The 18305-nt window shown below is 65.1% G+C and carries 22 protein-coding genes; 1 reads left to right on the top strand and 21 read right to left on the bottom strand.

The features are described 5' to 3' along the window. Nucleotides 1-3 precede the first annotated feature (3 nt). The 7 genes from CL52_RS07295 to CL52_RS07265 form a co-directional block, all read right to left on the bottom strand. Complete coding sequence (locus CL52_RS07295; RefSeq protein ID WP_043219442.1) at nt 4-957, bottom strand: helix-turn-helix transcriptional regulator; 954 nt, start codon at nt 955-957, stop codon at nt 4-6. A 185-nt stretch (nt 958-1142) separates the two neighbouring features. Continuing rightward, entirely contained in the window at nt 1143-1931 is a 789-nt protein-coding gene (gene pcaD, locus CL52_RS07290; RefSeq protein ID WP_043219439.1) for a 3-oxoadipate enol-lactonase, read from the bottom strand. 83 nt (nt 1932-2014) lie between these two features. Continuing rightward, complete coding sequence (gene pcaF, locus CL52_RS07285) at nt 2015-3235, bottom strand: 3-oxoadipyl-CoA thiolase (protein ID WP_143008632.1); 1221 nt, start codon at nt 3233-3235, stop codon at nt 2015-2017. Beyond that, nucleotides 3232-4014, bottom strand: a complete 783-nt coding sequence (locus CL52_RS07280; RefSeq protein ID WP_043219435.1) for a CoA-transferase subunit beta — start codon at nt 4012-4014, stop codon at nt 3232-3234. Before CL52_RS07280 ends, pcaF begins: the two co-directional genes overlap by 4 nt. Further along, nucleotides 4014-4865 (bottom strand): CoA transferase subunit A, encoded by an 852-nt coding sequence (locus CL52_RS07275; protein ID WP_043219430.1) that lies wholly within the window; start codon nt 4863-4865, stop codon nt 4014-4016. The genes CL52_RS07280 and CL52_RS07275 overlap by 1 nt, the downstream gene beginning before the upstream one ends. A gap of 123 nt (nt 4866-4988) precedes the next feature. Further along, entirely contained in the window at nt 4989-5828 is an 840-nt protein-coding gene (locus CL52_RS07270; protein WP_043219428.1) for an IclR family transcriptional regulator domain-containing protein, read from the bottom strand. 58 nt (nt 5829-5886) lie between these two features. Further along, nucleotides 5887-6288, bottom strand: a complete 402-nt coding sequence (locus CL52_RS07265) for a MerR family transcriptional regulator (protein ID WP_041106068.1) — start codon at nt 6286-6288, stop codon at nt 5887-5889. Between the two features lie 63 nt (nt 6289-6351). Between CL52_RS07265 and CL52_RS07260 the strand changes: the two genes are divergently transcribed. Continuing rightward, nucleotides 6352-6987, top strand: a complete 636-nt coding sequence (locus CL52_RS07260) for a cation efflux transmembrane domain-containing protein (RefSeq protein WP_043219424.1) — start codon at nt 6352-6354, stop codon at nt 6985-6987. 28 nt (nt 6988-7015) lie between these two features. Here the strand turns inward: CL52_RS07260 and CL52_RS21325 are convergent, their stop codons facing one another. The 14 genes from CL52_RS21325 to fabD all read right to left on the bottom strand — a co-directional run bounded on the left by CL52_RS21325 (nt 7016) and on the right by fabD (nt 18293). Continuing rightward, on the bottom strand, nt 7016-7153 hold the full coding sequence (locus CL52_RS21325) for a hypothetical protein (RefSeq protein WP_165563659.1): 138 nt from the start codon (nt 7151-7153) through the stop codon (nt 7016-7018). A gap of 94 nt (nt 7154-7247) precedes the next feature. Beyond that, on the bottom strand, nt 7248-7391 hold the full coding sequence (locus CL52_RS21320) for a hypothetical protein (protein ID WP_167650308.1): 144 nt from the start codon (nt 7389-7391) through the stop codon (nt 7248-7250). A gap of 79 nt (nt 7392-7470) precedes the next feature. Next, nucleotides 7471-8304: a CAP domain-containing protein gene (locus tag CL52_RS07255; RefSeq protein ID WP_043219421.1), complete on the bottom strand. Its 834-nt coding sequence runs from the start codon at nt 8302-8304 to the stop codon at nt 7471-7473. A 116-nt stretch (nt 8305-8420) separates the two neighbouring features. Beyond that, the gene (locus tag CL52_RS07250) at nt 8421-9806 is read right to left on the bottom strand and encodes an amino acid permease (RefSeq protein ID WP_043219419.1); all 1386 of its coding nucleotides are present in this window, start codon (nt 9804-9806) and stop codon (nt 8421-8423) included. A gap of 215 nt (nt 9807-10021) precedes the next feature. After that, nucleotides 10022-10816 carry a TatD family hydrolase gene (locus CL52_RS07245; protein WP_041106074.1) on the bottom strand — a complete coding sequence of 265 codons (795 nt, stop codon included), beginning with the start codon at nt 10814-10816 and terminating at the stop codon, nt 10022-10024. Between the two features lie 61 nt (nt 10817-10877). Next, entirely contained in the window at nt 10878-11234 is a 357-nt protein-coding gene (locus CL52_RS07240; protein ID WP_041106075.1) for a PilZ domain-containing protein, read from the bottom strand. A 32-nt stretch (nt 11235-11266) separates the two neighbouring features. Next, a complete protein-coding gene (locus tag CL52_RS07235; protein ID WP_043219416.1) occupies nt 11267-12253 on the bottom strand; it encodes a DNA polymerase III subunit delta' in 987 nt (328 codons plus the stop codon). Then, entirely contained in the window at nt 12246-12878 is a 633-nt protein-coding gene (gene tmk / locus CL52_RS07230) for a dTMP kinase (RefSeq protein WP_043219415.1), read from the bottom strand. The genes CL52_RS07235 and tmk overlap by 8 nt, the downstream gene beginning before the upstream one ends. Then, nucleotides 12875-13942 (bottom strand): endolytic transglycosylase MltG, encoded by a 1068-nt coding sequence (mltG, locus tag CL52_RS07225; RefSeq protein WP_043219413.1) that lies wholly within the window; start codon nt 13940-13942, stop codon nt 12875-12877. Before mltG ends, tmk begins: the two co-directional genes overlap by 4 nt. After that, nucleotides 13939-14757 carry an aminodeoxychorismate lyase gene (gene pabC / locus CL52_RS07220; protein WP_043222998.1) on the bottom strand — a complete coding sequence of 273 codons (819 nt, stop codon included), beginning with the start codon at nt 14755-14757 and terminating at the stop codon, nt 13939-13941. The genes mltG and pabC overlap by 4 nt, the downstream gene beginning before the upstream one ends. A 2-nt stretch (nt 14758-14759) precedes the next feature. Next, entirely contained in the window at nt 14760-16004 is a 1245-nt protein-coding gene (gene fabF / locus CL52_RS07215) for a beta-ketoacyl-ACP synthase II (protein ID WP_043219408.1), read from the bottom strand. Nucleotides 16005-16169: 165 nt separating this feature from the next. Further along, nucleotides 16170-16406 (bottom strand): acyl carrier protein, encoded by a 237-nt coding sequence (gene acpP / locus CL52_RS07210; protein WP_003283670.1) that lies wholly within the window; start codon nt 16404-16406, stop codon nt 16170-16172. A gap of 189 nt (nt 16407-16595) precedes the next feature. After that, on the bottom strand, nt 16596-17339 hold the full coding sequence (gene fabG, locus CL52_RS07205; protein WP_041106083.1) for a 3-oxoacyl-ACP reductase FabG: 744 nt from the start codon (nt 17337-17339) through the stop codon (nt 16596-16598). A gap of 15 nt (nt 17340-17354) precedes the next feature. Further along, nucleotides 17355-18293 (bottom strand): ACP S-malonyltransferase, encoded by a 939-nt coding sequence (fabD, locus tag CL52_RS07200; protein ID WP_041106085.1) that lies wholly within the window; start codon nt 18291-18293, stop codon nt 17355-17357. Between the last annotated feature and the right edge of the window lie 12 nt (nt 18294-18305).

Raw genomic sequence — 18305 nt, 5'->3', positions numbered from 1 at the left:
ACGTCAGTGCGTGCGACGCAAGGTGTCCGAAGGGAGCTCGCCAAAGGCGTTGCGGTAGCTTTCGGAGAAGCGCCCCAGGTGCAGGAAGCCGTAGTCCATGGCGACCTCGGTGACGTTGCGCACGCCGCCCTCCGGGTCGCTCAGCGAGCAGCGCACGCGCTCGAGCTTGCGCTGGCGGATGAACGACTTCGGCGTGGTGCCGGCCTTGCGCTCGAACAGCACATAGAGCGAGCGCGGGCTCATGTGCGCCAGCTCCGCCAGTTGCTCGACGGTGATGTCCTGTTTGATGTGTTCTTCGATGTAGTCGACCAGGCGACCGAAGGTCGGGCAGCTTTCCAGGCCTTCGCGGCTGACGTTGTTGGTCAACAGGCAGAGCAGCTTGCTGGCGATGATGCGGCTGTACTGCTCCTGCACCAGACCGACGCTGCTGGCGCTTTCGGCCTCATGGCAGACCAGCCCGAGCAGGCTGTCGAAGCCGTCGATCTGCTCCAGGCGGTAGCGGCTCTCGGCGAAACGGATGCCTTCGCGCGGAGCCTTCCAGCGGTTCTCCAGGCAGGCCTGCTCGAGAAACGCGGCGGGCAGCTTGACGATCAGCTTCTCGCAGTCGTCCGAGTAGGTCAGGTCGACCACGTCATCGGGGTTGATCAGCAGTAGCTCGCCGGGGGTGAACACGTGCTCCTGCCCGCGCCCGCCGCGCCAGAGGCAGTGGCAGCGCTGCAGCACCTGCAGGTGATAGAGGTTTTCCAGCGCCGGCGAGGTGACCTGCACGCGCCCGCCATAGCTGATCTGGCACAGGTCGATGCGGCCGAACTTGCGATGGCTCAGGCTCGCTTCCGGCCGCGTCTTGGCACTGAGGCGAATGCAATGCGGGCCGACATGCTCGTTCACGTAGTCGGAAACCGCATGCGGGTCGGCATGATCGAAAATCCTGCTCTTCAGTTTCAGCAGACTGTCCATCGGTGGCACCTGATTATTTTTGTAATGGTTCCGGAGCTTCCCTGCGGCGCTCCGGAGCACGCTGATTGCCTGGTTAGTAGACACCGCGCGGGGCCTGCTGGCGACTGCCTGCAGCCGAATTTGGTCGATAGTCGAACAGCATCGGATTACAAACTATTACGAAGCAGCGGTACCGGACCGTTCCGTCAGCCGCGCAGAAAGCCCAGGATCTGCGCCGTAAAGCGCTCGGCGGCTTCGACGTTGGACAGATGTGCGGCCTCGAACACGACCAGCTGCGCGCCGGCGATGCGTGCCTGCATGAAGCGCCCGTCCTCCGGGGTGGTCACCGCATCCCTTTCGCCGCAAACGATCAGCGTCGGTCGGGCGATGGCACCGAGCTGGCCACGGAAATCGGCATCGCGCACCGCGGCGCAGTTGGCGGCATAGCCCTCCGGCGAGGTGCTGGCAACCATGTCGGCGATGCGCGAGGCCTCTGCCGCGGCGCGTTCGCGGAAGGCGTCGGTGAACCAGCGGCCCATGGCCGCGTCGCGCATCGCCGCCATCGCCTGCGCACCGCCAGCCAGGACGCTCTCGATGCGCTGATTCCAGCCCTCCGCCTCGCCGATCTTCGCCGCGGTGTTGCAGATCACCAGGCGCTGCAGACGCTCACCGGCATGGATACCCAGCCACTGGCCGATCAGCCCGCCCATGGACAAGCCGCAGAAGGCAAATGTCTCGATACCCAGTGCATCGAGCAGCCCCAGCACGTCGCGGCCGAGCTGTTCGATGCTGTAGGGCCCCGGCGTGACGCCCGAGCCGCCGTGGCCGCGGGTGTCGTAGCGCAGCACGCGAAAGTGCTCGGCCAACGCGGGGACCTGTGCGTCCCACATGTGCAGGTCGGTGCCCAGCGAGTTGGACAGCACCAGCACCGGGGCATCCTCGCGGCCATCGAGACGGTAATTCAGGCGGATATCGTTCAGTTGCACGGTCGGCATCGTGGCTCTCGCTTCAATCAGGGTTGGCTTGGTCGGTGCGCCGGCCACGGGACCGGCGCAGACCGTCACAGTCTAGTTGGGGGTCACGCCAGCGGGCCGGACACGCGCTCCAGCGCCAGCGCCAGGCCCTGCCCGACGCCGACGCACATGGTCGCAAGGCCGAAGCGGCCGCCGCTGCGTTCCAGCTGATGCACCGCCGTCAGCACCAGGCGCGCACCGCTCATGCCCAGCGGATGGCCGAGGGCGATGGCGCCGCCATTGGGGTTCACCCTGGGGCTGTCATCGGGCAGGCCGAGATCGCGCGTGACGGCGAGTGCCTGAGCGGCGAAGGCCTCGTTGAGTTCGACCACGTCGAAGTCCTCGACGGCCAGGCTCAGCCGCTCGCACAGGCGGCGCACGGCCGGTACCGGGCCGACGCCCATCACCCGCGGCGCAACGCCGGCACTGGCCATGCCGAGCACCCGGGCGCGCGGCGTGAGCCCGTACCGCTTCACCGCGTCGGCGCTGGCCAGGATCATCGCCGCCGCGCCGTCGTTGACGCCCGAGGCGTTGCCGGCAGTGACGGTCTTGGCCTCACCGTTGACCGGCCTGAGCTTGGCCAGCGCTTCGGCGCTGGTATCGGCGCGCGGATGCTCATCGGTGTCGACGACCGTTTCGCCCTTCTTGCCTCTGATTACCACCGGGACGATCTCCTCGGCGAAGTAACCGGCTCGTTGCGCTTGGGCGGTGCGCTGCTGGCTGCGCAGGGCGAAGGCGTCCTGGTCGGCTCGGCTGACCTGCCAGTCGTCCGCGACGTTATCGGCGGTCTGCGGCATGGCATCCACGCCGTACATGTCCTTCATCTTCGGATTGATGAAGCGCCAGCCGATGGTGGTGTCCTCGAGCTTCTGGCTGCGGCCGAACGCCGTGTCGGCCTTGCCCATCACATAGGGCGCGCGGGACATGGATTCCACGCCGCCGGCGATGGCCAGCTCCATTTCACCGCAGGCGATGGCGCGAAAGGCCGTGCCTACCGCATCCATGCCCGAGGCACACAGGCGGTTCAGGGTCACGCCGGGCACCGTCTCCCGCAAACCGGCGAGCAGAGCCGCCATGCGCGCAACGTTGCGGTTATCCTCGCCGGCCTGGTTGGCGCAGCCCATGAACACCTCGTCGATCGCCGCCGGGTCGAGCCCCGGGTTGCGCTCGAGCAGCGCCTTCAGCGGCACGGCAGCCAGGTCGTCGGCACGTACGCCGGCCAGGGCGCCGCCGAAGCGGCCGATGGGCGTGCGCACCGCATCGCAGATGAATACCTCGCGCATCACTCTTCTCCTCCCGGCCGACCATGTGCGGCGGCCGTGCGGGATTCGAGGGCACGCAGCGCCGTGAGTTCTTCGGCGCGCGGCGCCTCGGTGGTGGCCAGCTCTTCGGCAAAACGGATCGGCCAGCCGGTGTTCTCGATCACCTGCTCGCGGCTCACCCCCGGGTGCAGCGCGGTGACGATGAACTCATGGGTGCCGGGCTCGGGCTCCATGATGCACAGGTCGGTGATGATCGCCACCGGCCCCTTGCCCGGCAGACCGAGCTGCTTGCGATGTTCGCCGCCCTCGCCGAAACCGACCGAGGTGACGAACGCCAGCCGGTCGACGAAGGTACGGTGCGACTGCTTGAGGATGATCAGCACCTCCTTGGCGCTGCCGGCGATCTCCGGTGCGCCACCGGCGCCCGGCAGGCGCACCTTGGGCTTGTGGTAGTCGCCGATCACCGTGGTGTTGATGTTGCCGTACTTGTCGACCTGCGCCGCGCCGAGAAAGCCCACGTCGATGCGCCCGCCCTGCAGCCAGTAGCGAAAGATCTCGCCGGTGGGCACCACGGTGTCGGCGGTCTCGGCCAGTTCGCCGTCACCGATCGAAAGCGGCAGCACGCTGGGCTTGGCACCGATGGGGCCGGATTCGTAGATCAGCACCACGTCCGGGGCGTGGGTGAGGCGCGCCAGGTTGGCGGCCTTGGACGGCAGGCCGATGCCGACGAAGCAGACGCTGCCATTGCCCAGGCGGCGGGCGGCGGGCACGGTCATCATTTCATTGGTGCTGTAGGCGCTCATCAGTTGGCCTCCCCTGCGAGCTTTTGCTGGAACTCGGCGAAATCGGCCGTGCCGCGAATGTAGCTGTCGATCCAGGCGATGAACGCCTCGCGGTCGCGGGCGATCGGGTCCCAAGCCTGGTAGAAGCGGTTGTCGCGCTCGTAGTAGCCGTGCGCGTAGGACGGATGCGCACCGCCCGGCACCACGCAGACCGCGGTCAACGCCCAGGTCGGCAGCACGCAGGCGTTCATCGGCGCATTCAGGTCGTCGACGATTTCCTCGACGGTGACGATGCAACGTTTGGCGGCCAGGGCGGCCTCCTTCTGTACCCCGAGAATGCCCTGGATCAGCACGTTGCCCTGGCAGTCGGCCTTTTGCGCGTGGATCACGGTGACGTCCGGGCGCACGCTGGGCACGGCGGCCAGTACTTCGCCGCTGAACGGACAGGTGACCGACCTGATCAGCGGGTTGACCTTTGGCAGGTCGGAGCCGGCATAGGCGCGCAGCACGGCGAACGGCAGGCCCGAGGCGCCGGCGACGTAGGCATTGGCCAGGTCGGCGTGGCTGTGCTCCTCGATCTCCAGCGGTTGCGGCCACTGCTTCTCCACCGCATCGCGCAGGCGGTGCAGCGAGCCGACGCCGGGGTTGCCGCCCCAGGAGAAGATCAGCTTCTTCGCGCAACCGGCGCCGATCAGCAGGTCGTAGACCAGGTCGGGCGTCATGCGCACCAGGGTCAGGTCTTTTTTCGCCTGGCGCACGATTTCGTGCGCGGCCGCGGTAGGAATCAGGTGGGTGAAGCCTTCGAGGGCGACGGTGTCGCCATCGCCGATGAAGCGACGGATCGCCTCGGAGAGCGTGAGCAATTCAGCCATGGGAGGTCTCGCGTGGTTTGGTGCGTGGACCAAACGGTAACGAGAGACGGCGCAGGCGAACAATACGGTAATCGGTCATACCGTTCGATTATCGAACAGATATTCCCGTACGTTTTGCGCGAGTCAGTGGAACAGGCGGGTACTGAGTTCTTCGCTCGCTTGCAACAGCACCGGCAAAAACCGCGTTTCCAGCTCCTTGCGCGACACCCGGCTGACGTGGGTCCCGACATTCAGCGCGGCGAGTACCTGGCCGGCCGAATCGTGCAGCGGCACCGCCAGCGAGCGCAGCCCGGTCTCGAGTTCCTGATCGACGATCACCCAGCCCTGGCGGCGGATTTCAGCGATGTTCTCGCGCAGCGCCTCGGGCGTGTGCAGGGTGCGGCTGGTCTTGATCTGAAGATCGGCCCGCGCCAAGTAGTCTTCCAATGCCGCATCGCTCAGGCCGGCCAACAGGACCCGCCCCATCGAAGTGCAATAGGCCGGCAGCCGGCTGCCCACCGACAGATCCACCGAAATCAGCCGCTGCGGCGTGGCCGAACGTGCCAGATAGAGCACCTCGTCACCCTCGAGCGTGGCCATCGAGCAGGCCTCGTGCAGCTGATCGCTGAGGCGATCCAGGATCGGCTGGGCCGTCACCGCCAAGGGCGTCGAAGACAGGTAGGCATGGCCAAGGGTGAGGACCTTGGGCAGCAGGGACCAGGTTCGACCGTCCGTGGCCACGTAACCCAGTTTCATCAGCGTGAGCAGGCAGCGCCGTACGGCGGCGCGGGGAATTTCGGTGCGGTGGCTGATCTGCGCGATGGTCAGTTGCCGCTTGCGCTCCTGGAACGCATGGATCACCGCCAGGCCACGGGCCAGCGAGGTCATGAAGTCGGGATCGCCGGTGAACGCCTCGATTCGCCGGGCCGGCGAGGCGATGATCGGACGAGCCAGGGGTAGATTGCTTGGTGTGTGCTCGCTCATGTGAAGCTCCCTGTCGAAGTCGACCGATTATCGAACCAGTGTTCGATCAACGTATAGCTCAGTTTTGCCCCGGCGCACTCAACGCCTCGACGATGCGGCACTCGCGCACGGAACTCCGGTGACAGCCGGCCAGCTGCGCCAGCTCGGCCTCCAGCCGCTGCAGGTCGGCGATACGCTGGCGGACTTCGGCGAGGTGGTGCTGGACCAGCCGGTCGACTTCGGCACAGGGTTGACTGGGGTTCTCCGCCAGTCCGGCCAAGGTGCGGATTTCTTCCAGCGAGAACCCCAGCTCGCGGCCACGCTTGATGAAACGCAGGCGGCCAATGGCTTCATCGGGGTAGCTGCGATAGCCGGATCCGGTACGCGCCGCCGGTGCAAGCAGGCCTATGCGCTCGTAATAACGGATGGTCTCGACGTTCACCCCGGTGTGCTGGCTCAGCTTTCCAATCGTCAATGGCATGGCTTGACCCTGTAGCGGCTACAGGGTTTAGCGTAACCCCGGTCAGTAATCTGGAGCCACCACATGAGCGGATGTTCGTGCAGTCATAGCAACACCAGCGGCGCAACGAGCGCCCGCTATCGGCGCATCCTGTGGGTCGCCCTGGCGATCAACCTGGGCATGTTTCTCGTCGAGATCGGCGCGGGCCTGCATGCCGGCTCGGTGTCGTTGCTCTCCGACTCGCTGGACTTCTTCGGCGATGCGGCCAACTACGGCGTCAGCCTCTGGGTACTGGGCCTGGGCGTGGCGATGCGCGCCAGGGCCTCGTTGGCCAAGGCAGTGACCATGGGCAGTTTCGGGGTGTTCATTCTGAGCATGGCGGTCGCCAACTTCGTCGAGGGCAGCGTGCCCGATGCACCCACCATGGGCGTGGTGGGCGTCATCGCCCTGCTGGCCAACCTGCTGGTCGCCGCCCTGCTCTATGCCTATCGCGAGGGCGACAGCAACATGCGCAGCGTCTGGCTGTGCAGCCGCAACGACGCGCTGGGCAACCTCGCCGTGATGCTCGCGGCGCTGGGTGTGTTCGGTACGGGTTCCGGCTGGCCGGATCTGATCGTCGCCAGCCTGATGGCCCTGCTCTCGATCAGTGCTGCCGTGCAGATCATCCGCCATGCGCGGCAGGAGCTGCGCACTCAGCCCGTCACGCTTGGCCAGGGCTGAGCGGCACGACGCGTTGCCCGCCGGCTGCCTAGAGCCCTCGCGCCGGCTCGAGCGCGAGCAGCGCGAAACCACAGAGGATGCCGACCAGGGCGATCAGCCAGCCGATACGGTGCGCACGGTTCTTCTGTGCCTGCCGGACCGGGTCCAGCGGTTTTTTCTTTCTCATCGTCCACCTGCTCTGTCACGCCCGCGCGACCTCGCGCGGGCGGCAAGCATGCCCGGTCGCGCCTGCCGGGGGAAGCCCGTGCAGCGCGAGACCGTCAGCCCAGCGGGCTTTCGCCAGGGCTGTCAGGCACATCAGGCTTGTCTTCGTCGGCGTTTTCCGCTGAATCGGGTACATCGCCGTATTCGTCGTAGTCCTTTGGCGTCAGGCCATCTTCGAGCGGGTGTTTTGGATCGGTCATGTGCTTCTCCCGGCGGCGGCCGCGACGTGCGGCCCTGGACGTTGGAGCCCGGCCAGGCGCCCCGGTTCGGGCCGCCGGATCATGGGGCGCCGAACAGGCCCGTCCAGTAGATGTTCGCGTCGCTTTGCGGATCAACCGCATAGGCGCCACCGAAATCGCGGAACTGCGGGTTCATCAGGTTGGCGCAATGGCCGGGGCTGGCCAGCCAGCCATCGACCACCTTGCGTGCATCGCCCTGCCCGGCCGCGATGTTTTCCCCTACCTGGCGCCCCTCATAGCCGGCCAGCTCGGCGCGATCGCCGGGCGTGCGGCCGTCCTGGCCCAGGTGGCTGAAGAAATTGTCGTTGGCCATCGCCCGGCTATGGCCGCCGGCCGCCTCGGCCAAACTGCCGTTCCAGGCGAGCGCCGACGCCGGGGCAAAGCGCTGGTCGCCACACTGGCGCGCACTGGAGCGGGCCTGGTTGAGAAGTTCGAGCATCTTGCGCCCTTCGGCTGCGGAATCACCCAGATGCCCATCGAGCAGCGGGCGCGCCAGGGTGATGCGCCAGTCGCGCTGAAGCCGACTCACGCCGATATCGACGAACTGCGGATCGAGCAGGACCTTGCAGAAACTCTCACGCAGCGCACGCATGGCCGCTTGGGCGTCGCGCGGGCCTGACAGGCTGATCGCCTGGACGTTGACCATGGGGTAGCCCGCGCGCCCGAGCAGCTCCTGCAGGTCGCCCGGCGCCTCAACCGGCAGCGAGAGCCGGGTGTCCTCGCTCAGCGGCGGGAGTTCCTCGCTGGAGCGTTCGCCACAGCGTTGCGGTTCGCTGCGGTAGAGGTTGATCGACTCGATCAGCTGTTTCGCTTCATCGGCGCCGGCTTGGCTGATCCAGCCGGCCAGCAGAACAAGGACCCAGAAGACACGCATGCGGACTCTCCGACAGGGATGGCGCATCGGCCATCCTGTCGGCGGCCGATGCGAGGCAGAGCGCCATCCTGCGATACGCCGGCCGGCTTGTCACCTGCCCGCCAGGCGCCCGCCCTTCAGGCCGCGCGCACCTGGCGCACGCGGAATACCATCCAGAGCAGGAGCACCCAGAACGGGATCGCATAGACCGACATGCGGATGCCGGGAATCCACAGCATGATGACCAGAATGGCGGCGACGAAAGCCAGGCACAGGTAGTTGCTCAGCGGATACCAGAAGGCCTTGAAGCTTGGCTCCACGCCGCGTTGTTGCATGGCCTTGCGGAATTTCAGATGGGCCAGGCTGATCATTGCCCAGTTGATCACCAATGCCGCGACCACGAGGGACATCAGCAGCTCCAGGGCATTCTGCGGCACCAGGTAGTTGACCAGCACGCAGGCGAGGGTCACCAGTGCCGACACCCCGATGGCCAGCACCGGTACGCCGCGGCGGTTGACCTTGAGCAGTGCACGCGGCGCATCGCCCTGCTCCGCCAGACCGTAGAGCATGCGGCTGTTGCAGTAGACGCCACTGTTGTAGACCGAAAGAGCGGCCGTCAGCACCACGAAGTTCAGCAGATGCGCTGCAGTGTCGCTGCCGATCAGCGAGAAGATCTGCACGAAGGGGCTGCCGCTGTAGGGGTCGGCGGCCGAGCCGAGGGTTTCCAGCAGGCTGTCCCAGGGATAGAGCGCCAGCAGCACCGTCAGCGCACCGATGTAGAAGATCAGGATGCGGTAGACGACCTGATTGATCGCCTTGGGAATGACCGTCTTCGGATCGGCGGCTTCCGCCGCGGTGATCCCCACCAATTCCAGACCGCCAAACGAGAACATGATGATCGCCAGCGCCATCACCAGGCCTTCGATGCCGTTGGGAAAGAACCCGCCGTGGCTCCAGAGGTTGGTGATGCTGGCCTGCTCGCCGCCCTGGCCGCTGAAGAGCAGGAACAGGCCGAGCAGGATCATGCCGATGATCGCCACCACCTTGACGATGGCGAACCAGAACTCGGCTTCGCCGAACGCCTTGACGTTGGTGAGATTGATCAGGTTGATCAGCACGAAGAACGCAGCCGCCGTGACCCAGGTCGGGATCTCGGGCCACCAGAACTGTACGTACTTGCCGACGGCCGTCAGCTCGGCCATGCCGACCAGCACATAGAGCACCCAGTAGTTCCAGCCTGACAGGAAGCCGGCGAACGGCCCCCAGTACTGATGGGCGAAGTGGCTGAAGGAACCGGCAACCGGCTCCTCGACGATCATTTCGCCCAGCTGGCGCATGATCAGAAAGGCAATCAGGCCGCCGATCGCGTAGCCGAGGATCATCGACGGTCCGGCGCTGCGCAGCACGCCGGCGGAGCCGAGGAAAAGCCCGGTGCCGATGGCTCCGCCCAGCGCGATGAGCTGGATATGCCGGTTCTTCAGCCCGCGCTGAAGCGGGCCGGCGTGTAGGGTGTCGCGGTTCATGGACGTCACCTTGCGTTATCCGTGACGGGAAGACATCGCCGCGCCAGTGCGGCGGCGGAGAAATGACAGGGGCTTGCGGCCGATGCCGTGCGAGCCTGGACCCGGCCAGGCGAAGCGGCGGCATTGTACGTCATCACCCGCCGCGCAGGTAAAACGCCAGCTGCGACCCAGCCGCCCGGTTTTCCGCGGGTGCAGGCCCAGTCGCCTGGCCGGCGTCAGTGCCGCGGAGGCTCGAGACGCGCCAACGGAAACAGACGCTTGAAATTCTGTGTCGTCTGCCCGGCGAACGCCTCGAAATCCTCGCCGCGCAGCTCAGCCAGAAAGCGCGCGACCTCGTAGACATACTGCGGCAGGTTGGCCTTGCCACGGTGCGGCACCGGCGCCAGATAAGGCGAGTCGGTTTCCACCAGCAGGCGGTCGGCAGGCACCCGGCGCGCCACCTCGCGAAGCGCATCGGCATTGCGAAAGGTCACGATGCCCGACAGCGAAATGTAGAACCCGAGATCGAGCGCCGCATGCGCCATGTCCCAATCTTCGGTGAAACAGTGCAGCACGCCGGCCTGGGGCAAGGCGGCTTCGCGCAGCAACTCCAGGGTATCGGCGCGCGCTTCCCGGGTGTGCACGATGACCGGCTTGCCGGTCCGGCGCGCTGCCTCGAGATGCAGGCGAAAGGCTTCGCGCTGGCGTGGCGCAGCATCCGGTTCGTAGTGATAGTCCAGCCCGGTCTCGCCGATCGCCACCACACGCGGGTGCGCCAGTTCGGCGAGCAGCCAATCGAGCGCCGGCTGTTGGTCGGCTTGCAGATCCAGCGGGTGAATACCTACGGAGCAGTCGACATCAGCGTAGCGCTCGGCGATCGCCTTGACCGCGGCGGCATTGTCGGCGCTGACGCCGATACAGAGAAAATGCCCGACGCCACGATCGCGCGCCGCCTGCAGGGCGGCATCGAGCGAGCCGTCATGCTGCGCCAGGTCGAGTCTATCGAGGTGGCAATGGGAATCTACGAGCATTGAAACACCGCTGTTCGACGAAAAGCGGCGATTGTAAGGCAGGCGGCGCCAATGGCGAGCCCTACATGGTGTGGGTCGGACGATCGGATTTGAGTGCGCCGGCCAGGTAGGTCTCTATCTTGTTGCGCGCGGTGGCGTCACCCTCGTTGAACTGCACACCGATGCCAGCGGCCCGGTTGCCCTGCGCGCCCTTCGGCGTGATCCATACAACCTTCCCGGCGACCGGAATCTTCTCCGGCTCGTCCATCAGGTTGAGCAGCATGAACACTTCGTCACCGAGCTTGTAGCTCTTGTTGGTGGGGATGAACAGGCCGCCATGCTTGATGAACGGCATGTAGGCGGCATAAAGCACCGACTTGTCCTTGATCGTCAGCGAGAGGATTCCATTTCGCGGGCCAAGATTGGCAGGCAGGCTCATGCGGTGCTCCCTTGCAGCGTTGACGGTCGATTCTATCTGCTGCCCGGCAGGCTTGCCCACTGGACCAGCAGTGCTTCGAGAAGCAAGACACGGTTGAGGTTGGCCTTGCCGAGCACATTCTGGCGCTGTTCGAGCAGCCAGCTTTGCATACCGAGCACGGCCGGGCGCGACGACTTGCCGGCCAGATACTGCAACACCTTCTGCATATCGGCCGCGCCCAGCGCCGCTTCATCGCCGGTCATCTGATAACGCAGCAACAGGTGCGCCCACTCGCAGAACCAGTCGAACAGCAGTGGCAGCGGCACGGCGTTCCAGCTTTCGGCCAACTGGCTCGGCGCCTGTTGCTGCTTGAGCAACTTCTTCACGCCTTCGACGATCAGGGCGCGCTGCTCCAGCGCACCCTGCGCATGCAGCCGCGCGGCCCTGAGCGGAGAATGGCCCGCCAGGGCGAGCAGATCCTGGCGGACCTCCGGCGACAGGTCGGGGAGCCGCGCAGCGAGCCACTCGAGGCTCTCTTGCGTACTCGGCAGCGGGCAGGCCTGTTGCACGCAACGGCTCTTGATGGTCGGCAACAGCCGGCTGGGCTGGTGGCTGATCAGCAGCAGCACGGTATCGCCGGAGGGCTCTTCGAGACTCTTGAGCAGCGCATTGGCCGCATTCAGGTTCATCGCCTCGGCCGGTTCGAGCAGCACCACCTTGCGCCCGCCGAGCTGCGCGGTCTGTGTGACGAAGCCAACCAGCTCGCGGACCTGGTCGACCCGAATGGCCTTGTCGGCCTCCTCGGGCTCGAGCACAAAATGATCCGGATGCGTCTGTGCCGCCAGCAGCTGGCAGCTCTTGCAGCGCCCGCAGGCATCTCCGGCGTGCGGTGCCTGGCAGAGCAACCGCGCCATCAGGCGCTCGGCGAAAAGCCGCTTGCCGATGCCGGCCGGCCCATGCAGCAAGTAGGCATGGGCGTGGTGCTCGCGGCTGGCCAGCTGCTGCCAGACCCGCTCCTGCCAGGGCAGCGCCTCAGCCATGGATACGCTCCAGAAGCTGCGGCAGCAGCCCGGCGATCCTCTGCTGCACCGCATCGAGCGGCTGTGCGGCATCGAGCACGCGATACCGTTCGGGAGCCTGAGCGGCGCGCTGTAGGTAGGTACTGCGCACCGCCTCGAAAAACTCCAGGCGTTCCTGCTCGAAGCGATCCAGGCGGCCCCGTGCAGCGGCACGCGCCAGCCCGACCTCGACCGGCAGGTCGAACACCAGGGTGAGATCGGGACGCAGCGCGCCTTGTACGAAGTCTTCCAGCAATTCGATCCGTTCGGCCGGCACCCCGCGACCGCCGCCCTGATAGGCGTAGGTCGCGTCGGTGAAGCGATCACAAAGCACCACCGCGCCACGTGCCAGGGCCGGGCGCACGACCTGCTGCAGATGCTGGGCGCGGGCCGCGAAGACCAGCAGCAGTTCGGTATCGCTGGCCATCGGCTCGTCCGCCGGTGCCAGCAGCAGTTCGCGGATGCGTTCGGCCAGCGGAGTGCCACCCGGTTCGCGGGTCAGCACCACGTCTACGCCGTGCTCGCGGAGCAACGCCGCCAGGTAGTCGCGGTTGGTACTCTTGCCGGCGCCTTCCGGGCCCTCGAGGGTGATGAAAAGGCCGCTCATTGGGCTTCTCCGCTGGCTGCCGGAGCCGGTTTCGGAGCCGGGCTGGATCGATAATCGGCGCGACGGTTGAGCTGGTACTGGCGCACCGCACGGTTGTGCTCGTTCAAGGTTTCGCTGAAAACGTGGCTACCATCACCGCGCGCCACGAAATAGAGCGTCTTGCCGGGTGCCGGATGCAAGGCGGCATGAATGGCCTCGCGACCGACCATCGCGATCGGCGTGGGCGGCAGACCTGCAGTGGTGTAGGTGTTATAGGGCGTGGGGGTGCGCAGGTCCTTGCGTGTGATGCGGCCGCGATAGCTGTCGCCCATGCCGTAGATCACGGTAGGGTCGGTCTGCAGCAGCATGCCGCGCTCCAGTCGGCGCACGAACACACCGGCTATCTCGCCGCGCTCGTGTGGCACGCCGGTTTCCTTCTCGATGATCGAAGCCATCACCAGCGCCTGGTAGGCATCCTTGTAGGGAAGGCCCTCGGCGCGCTGCTCCCATTCTTCCTGCAACACACTCTCCAGGCGCGCCGCAGCACGCTTGAGCAGGTCCAGATCGCTGGTACCTCGGGTGTAGTTGTAGGTATCGGGAAAGAACTGTCCCTCGGGATGCAGATCGGGCTTGCCGAGTCTGGCCATGATCTCGCGCTCGTCCAAGCCCGCGAGCGACTGCTCCAGCTTCGTTTGCGCCCGCAATGCGGTCAGCAGCTGGCGGAAATTCCAGCCCTCGACGAGCGTGAGGCTGTACTGCACCACCTCCCCTTTGCGCCACAGCATGAGCATGTCTCGCACGCTCATGCCCGGCGTCAGCTGGTATTCGCCGCTGTGCAGGGTCTGGCCGGACAGATTGAGCCGCCAGTAAATTCGCAACCAGAAGGCGTCGTCCAGGAGCCCTTCGTTTTCCAGCCGTAGAAACAGCCCGCCCGGCGTATCGCCAGGCTGCACCTCGAGCAAAACGGCTTCATCCAGCGCGAGCGGTTGCTCCAGCGCGGCATGCTGCTTCCACAGTGCAAAACCGAGCACAAGGCCGGCCAGCACAGCCATGCCCAGGAGAGAAAGAGAAATCTTGCGTATCACGTGCCACTCGTTGAATCAGCGAGAACGGCCTGCAGTTTACGAGTCACCGCTCCGGGCGACCAGCGACGCGCATCGAGCGAATGAACTGGCCAGATACCGTAGAGGCTGTTGCACATGAACACTTCGTCAGCCGCGAGCAGTTCCTCATACTCGAGGTCGCGAATCTCCAGCGGAAGGCCAAGTGCAGGAGCGGCATGCTCGATAATGTGCGCGCGCATCACGCCGGCGACGCCGCAGCGCGACAGATCAGCCGTGAGCAGGCGCCCCTCGCAAACCAGAAACAGATTGCTGAAAACCCCTTCGATGACCCTGCCGCCCAGGTCGCGCATCAAGCCCTCGGCGTATGCAGGATCGGTCCATTCGGCCCTGGCCATTACCTGTTCGAGACGGTTCAGATGTTTCAGACCGGCGAGCACCGGCTGCTCTGCCAGGCGGGTCGCGCAGGGGTACAGGCCGATGCCGTCCTGCGCATAATGCGCGGGATAGCTAGGCGATGCCGAACCCAGCAGGATCCGCGTCGGCTCCGCCCCGGCGTTCGGCGCGTAACCGCGCTCACCAATACCGCGGGTAACTATCAGCTTGGCGACACCCTCGCCAAGCTCGGCCGCGAACAGGCGAACCTCCAGCGCCAACCGATCCAGATCACAAGGGATACGCAGGCGCCCCACCCCGTGCTCCAGACGTTGCAGATGGCGCTCGAACAGCTTCGGCTGCCCGGCCTGGACACGCATGGTCTCGAACAGCCCGTCACCATAGGCCAGGCCTCTGTCGCGAACGGGCACCCCCTCGGCGGGCTGCCCGTTCACCCGGCACAGGCTCACTCGGAGAACCGGCGGAACACCAGCGAGCCGTTGGTGCCGCCAAAACCAAAGGAGTTGGACACGGCAACATCGATCGGCATCGGTTTGGCCTGATGCGGCACGAAATCCAGGTCACAGCCTTCGTCTGGGTTTTCCAGGTTGATCGTCGGCGGAGCCACCTGGTCGCGAATCGCCAGAATGCTGAAGATCGACTCGACCGCGCCCGCAGCACCGAGCAAATGACCGACCATCGACTTGGTCGAGCTGACCGACAGACGATAGGCGTGCTCACCGAAGACGCTGCGAATCGCGGCGGCCTCAGCCATGTCGCCAGCGGGCGTCGAGGTGCCATGGGCGTTGATGTATTGCACCTGATCGGCGTTGATTCCGGCGTCTTTCAACGCGCTGCGCATGCAGCGTGCGGCGCCGGCACCGTCGTCCGGCGGCGAGGTCATGTGAAACGCATCGGCACTCATGCCGAAACCGATGACCTCGGCGTAGATCGTCGCACCTCGCGCCTTGGCATGCTCGAGTTCCTCGAGGACCAATGCACCGGCACCGTCGGAGAGCACGAAGCCATCCCGATCACGGTCCCACGGGCGACTGGCTGCGGCCGGATCGTCGTTGCGCGTGGATAGAGCTCGTGCAGCTGCAAAACCGCCGATACCCAGGCCACAGGCAGCCATTTCCGAGCCACCGGCTACCATGACATCTGCCTCACCGTACGCGATGTTCCGCGCCGCCATGCCGATGCAGTGCGTACCGGTGGTGCAAGCCGTGGCAATGGCGTAGTTCGGTCCCTGCAGGCCCAGATGAATTGACAGGAAGCCGGACACCATATTGATGATGGATCCGGGCACGAAGAACGGCGAAATCCGTCGCGGCCCCTGATCGATGAGCGCACGGCAGCTGTTCTCGATGTTCGTCAGCCCACCAATGCCCGAACCCATGGCCACGCCAACGCGCTCTCGATTGGCATCGGTGATTTCCAAACCGGAATCACGGACCGCCTGAAAGCTGGCTGCCAGGCCGTACTGGATGAACAGATCGAGTTTGCGCGCCTCTTTGGCAGGCAAGTACTGCTCAACCTCGAAGCCTTTGATCGAACCACCGAAACGGGTGGAATAGGCGGACAAGTCCGTGTGTTCGATCAGGCCGATACCGCTGCGACCGGCCAGGATGCCCTGCCAGGTGCTCGGCACATCGTTACCCAGCGGCGAAACCATGCCCATACCGGTAACCACGACGCGTCTACGCGACACAGCAAACTCTCCTATACCTGGATTACTCGGAGCCCGGCGAACACTGCGCCGGGGCGCTATCCCGGCCGCAGAACTCGGCCCGTTATCGATAGCCCATCAAAGAAAAACCGCACTACCTCATGCAAGGCAGTGCGGCTTTCCTTTCGTTCGAAACCGGATTACAACTTACTGCGCGTGCGCGTTGATGTAATCGATGGCTTCTTGAACGGTGGTGATCTTTTCTGCTTGCTCGTCCGGAATTTCGGTTTCGAATTCCTCTTCCAGAGCCATTACCAGCTCGACGGTGTCAAGAGAATCGGCACCCAGGTCTTCGACGAAGGAAGCGCTGTTGGTAACTTCCTCTTCTTTGACGCCAAGTTGCTCAGCAACGATCTTCTTGACGCGTTCTTCGATGGTGCTCATACCTTGTTTTCACTCCTATGGAAAAATCAGGCAGCTGGTCTGCGCGGTAGTGTATAGAAAGCGTTTTCCGCATTTCAAGCTGGAAGCAGGCAAGCATGGCCCGGCTTCCAACCTATGTCTATAAATTTGCCGTGATCGCTAGCGAACAAAGACAGCCGTGAGACTGTCGCATCCCGCGTGGCGTCACACTCAACTCATGTACATGCCGCCATTCACCGGCACCGTAGCGCCGGTCACATAGGCAGCGCCATCCGAAGCGAGGAAGGCGACTACCTTGGCGATCTCTTCCGCCTGACCGAGACGGCCCAACGGAATCTGCCCCAGCAGCGCATCGCGCTGAGCCTCCGGCAGCTCACGCGTCATGTCGGTATCGATAAAGCCGGGCGCCACAGAGTTCACGGTGATGCCCCGCGAACCGACTTCGCGCGCCAGCGCTCGGCCGAACCCCTCCAGGCCAGCCTTGGCGGCGGCGTAGTTTACCTGCCCGGCGTTACCCATGGCACCAACCACCGAGCCGATATTGATGATCCGCCCCCAGCGAGCCTTGGTCATGCCCTTGAGCACGGCCTTGGTCAGGCGATACAGGCTGTTGAGGTTGGTATTGATCACGTCGTGCCACTCGTCGTCCTTCATGCGCAGCATGAGGTTGTCGCGAGTGATGCCGGCGTTGTTGACCAGGATGGCGGGCTGCCCCAGATGCTGCTGGATATGCTCGAGCGTCGAGCGCACCGACTCATCATCACCTACATCCAACACCAGGCCGGCACCTTCGATGCCATTGCTCTTCAGGGTTTCGGCAATTCGCTCAGCCCCTGCCGGAGAGGTCGCCGTGCCAATGACGATTGCGCCCTGACGCCCCAGCTCCAATGCGATGGCCTGACCGATTCCGCGTGTAGCGCCGGTGACCAGGGCAACCTTACCTTGCAGACTCATTGTGTTTCTCCTTGGTTACGCCAGCGCCTGTCGAGCTGCGGCGAAAGATTCGGGGGTGTCCAGATTGTAGGCGGTGACGCCCTTGACACAGCGCTTGTTGAGCCCCGACAGCACCTTGCCCGGGCCACATTCGACGACGTCAGTCACGCCACGATCCGCCAACACCACCATCGACTCTACCCAGCGAACCGGACTGTAGAGCTGAGCGAGCAGATCGGTTTTCAGGGTTTCGAGATCGGCAACGACCGCTGCGCTGACGTTCTGTACCAGCGGGATCTGCGGAGCCTGCCAGGCCAGCGCAGCCACCGACTCGGCAAAGCGTTCGGCGGCAGGACGCATCAGCTCGCAGTGCGAGGGCACGCTGACCGGCAATGCCATGGCTCGCTTGGCACCGCGCGCCTTGCACGCCTCGATCGCCCGCTCTACCGCAGCAGCGCTGCCAGCAATCACGACCTGGCCCGGGGCATTGAAATTCACCGCGCTGACCACCTCACCCTGCGCGGCTTCGGCGCAGGCCGCCAGCACGTCGGCGTCTTCCAATCCGAGGATGGCGGCCATACCGCCCTGTCCGGCCGGGACTGCCTGCTGCATCAGCTGACCACGCAACTCGACGAGCTTGACCGCATCGGCAAAGCCCAGACTGCCCGCTGCGACCAGCGCTGAGTACTCGCCCAGACTATGACCGGCAACGAATGCCGGGCGCGGACCGTCTTCGGCAAGCCACAGACGCCACAGCGCGACCGAAGCGGTCAGGATAGCCGGCTGGGTCTTGTCGGTCTGATTGAGCTGCGCCTCTGGCCCCTGCTGCGTCAGAGCCCAAAGATCATAGCCAAGGACAGTCGATGCTTCGGCAAAGGTATCGCGGATAACGGCCTGCTGGCTGCCAAGTTCCGACAGCATGCCCAGCGACTGGGAGCCTTGCCCCGGAAAGACGAAAGCGAGTGATGCAGTCATGAGCGACTCTCT

This window comes from Stutzerimonas balearica DSM 6083 (genome assembly GCF_000818015.1).
GTDB lineage: Bacteria > Pseudomonadota > Gammaproteobacteria > Pseudomonadales > Pseudomonadaceae > Stutzerimonas > Stutzerimonas balearica.
The sequence above is the reverse complement of the archived record's forward strand: the minus strand, read 5'-3'. Positions and strand labels throughout refer to the sequence as shown.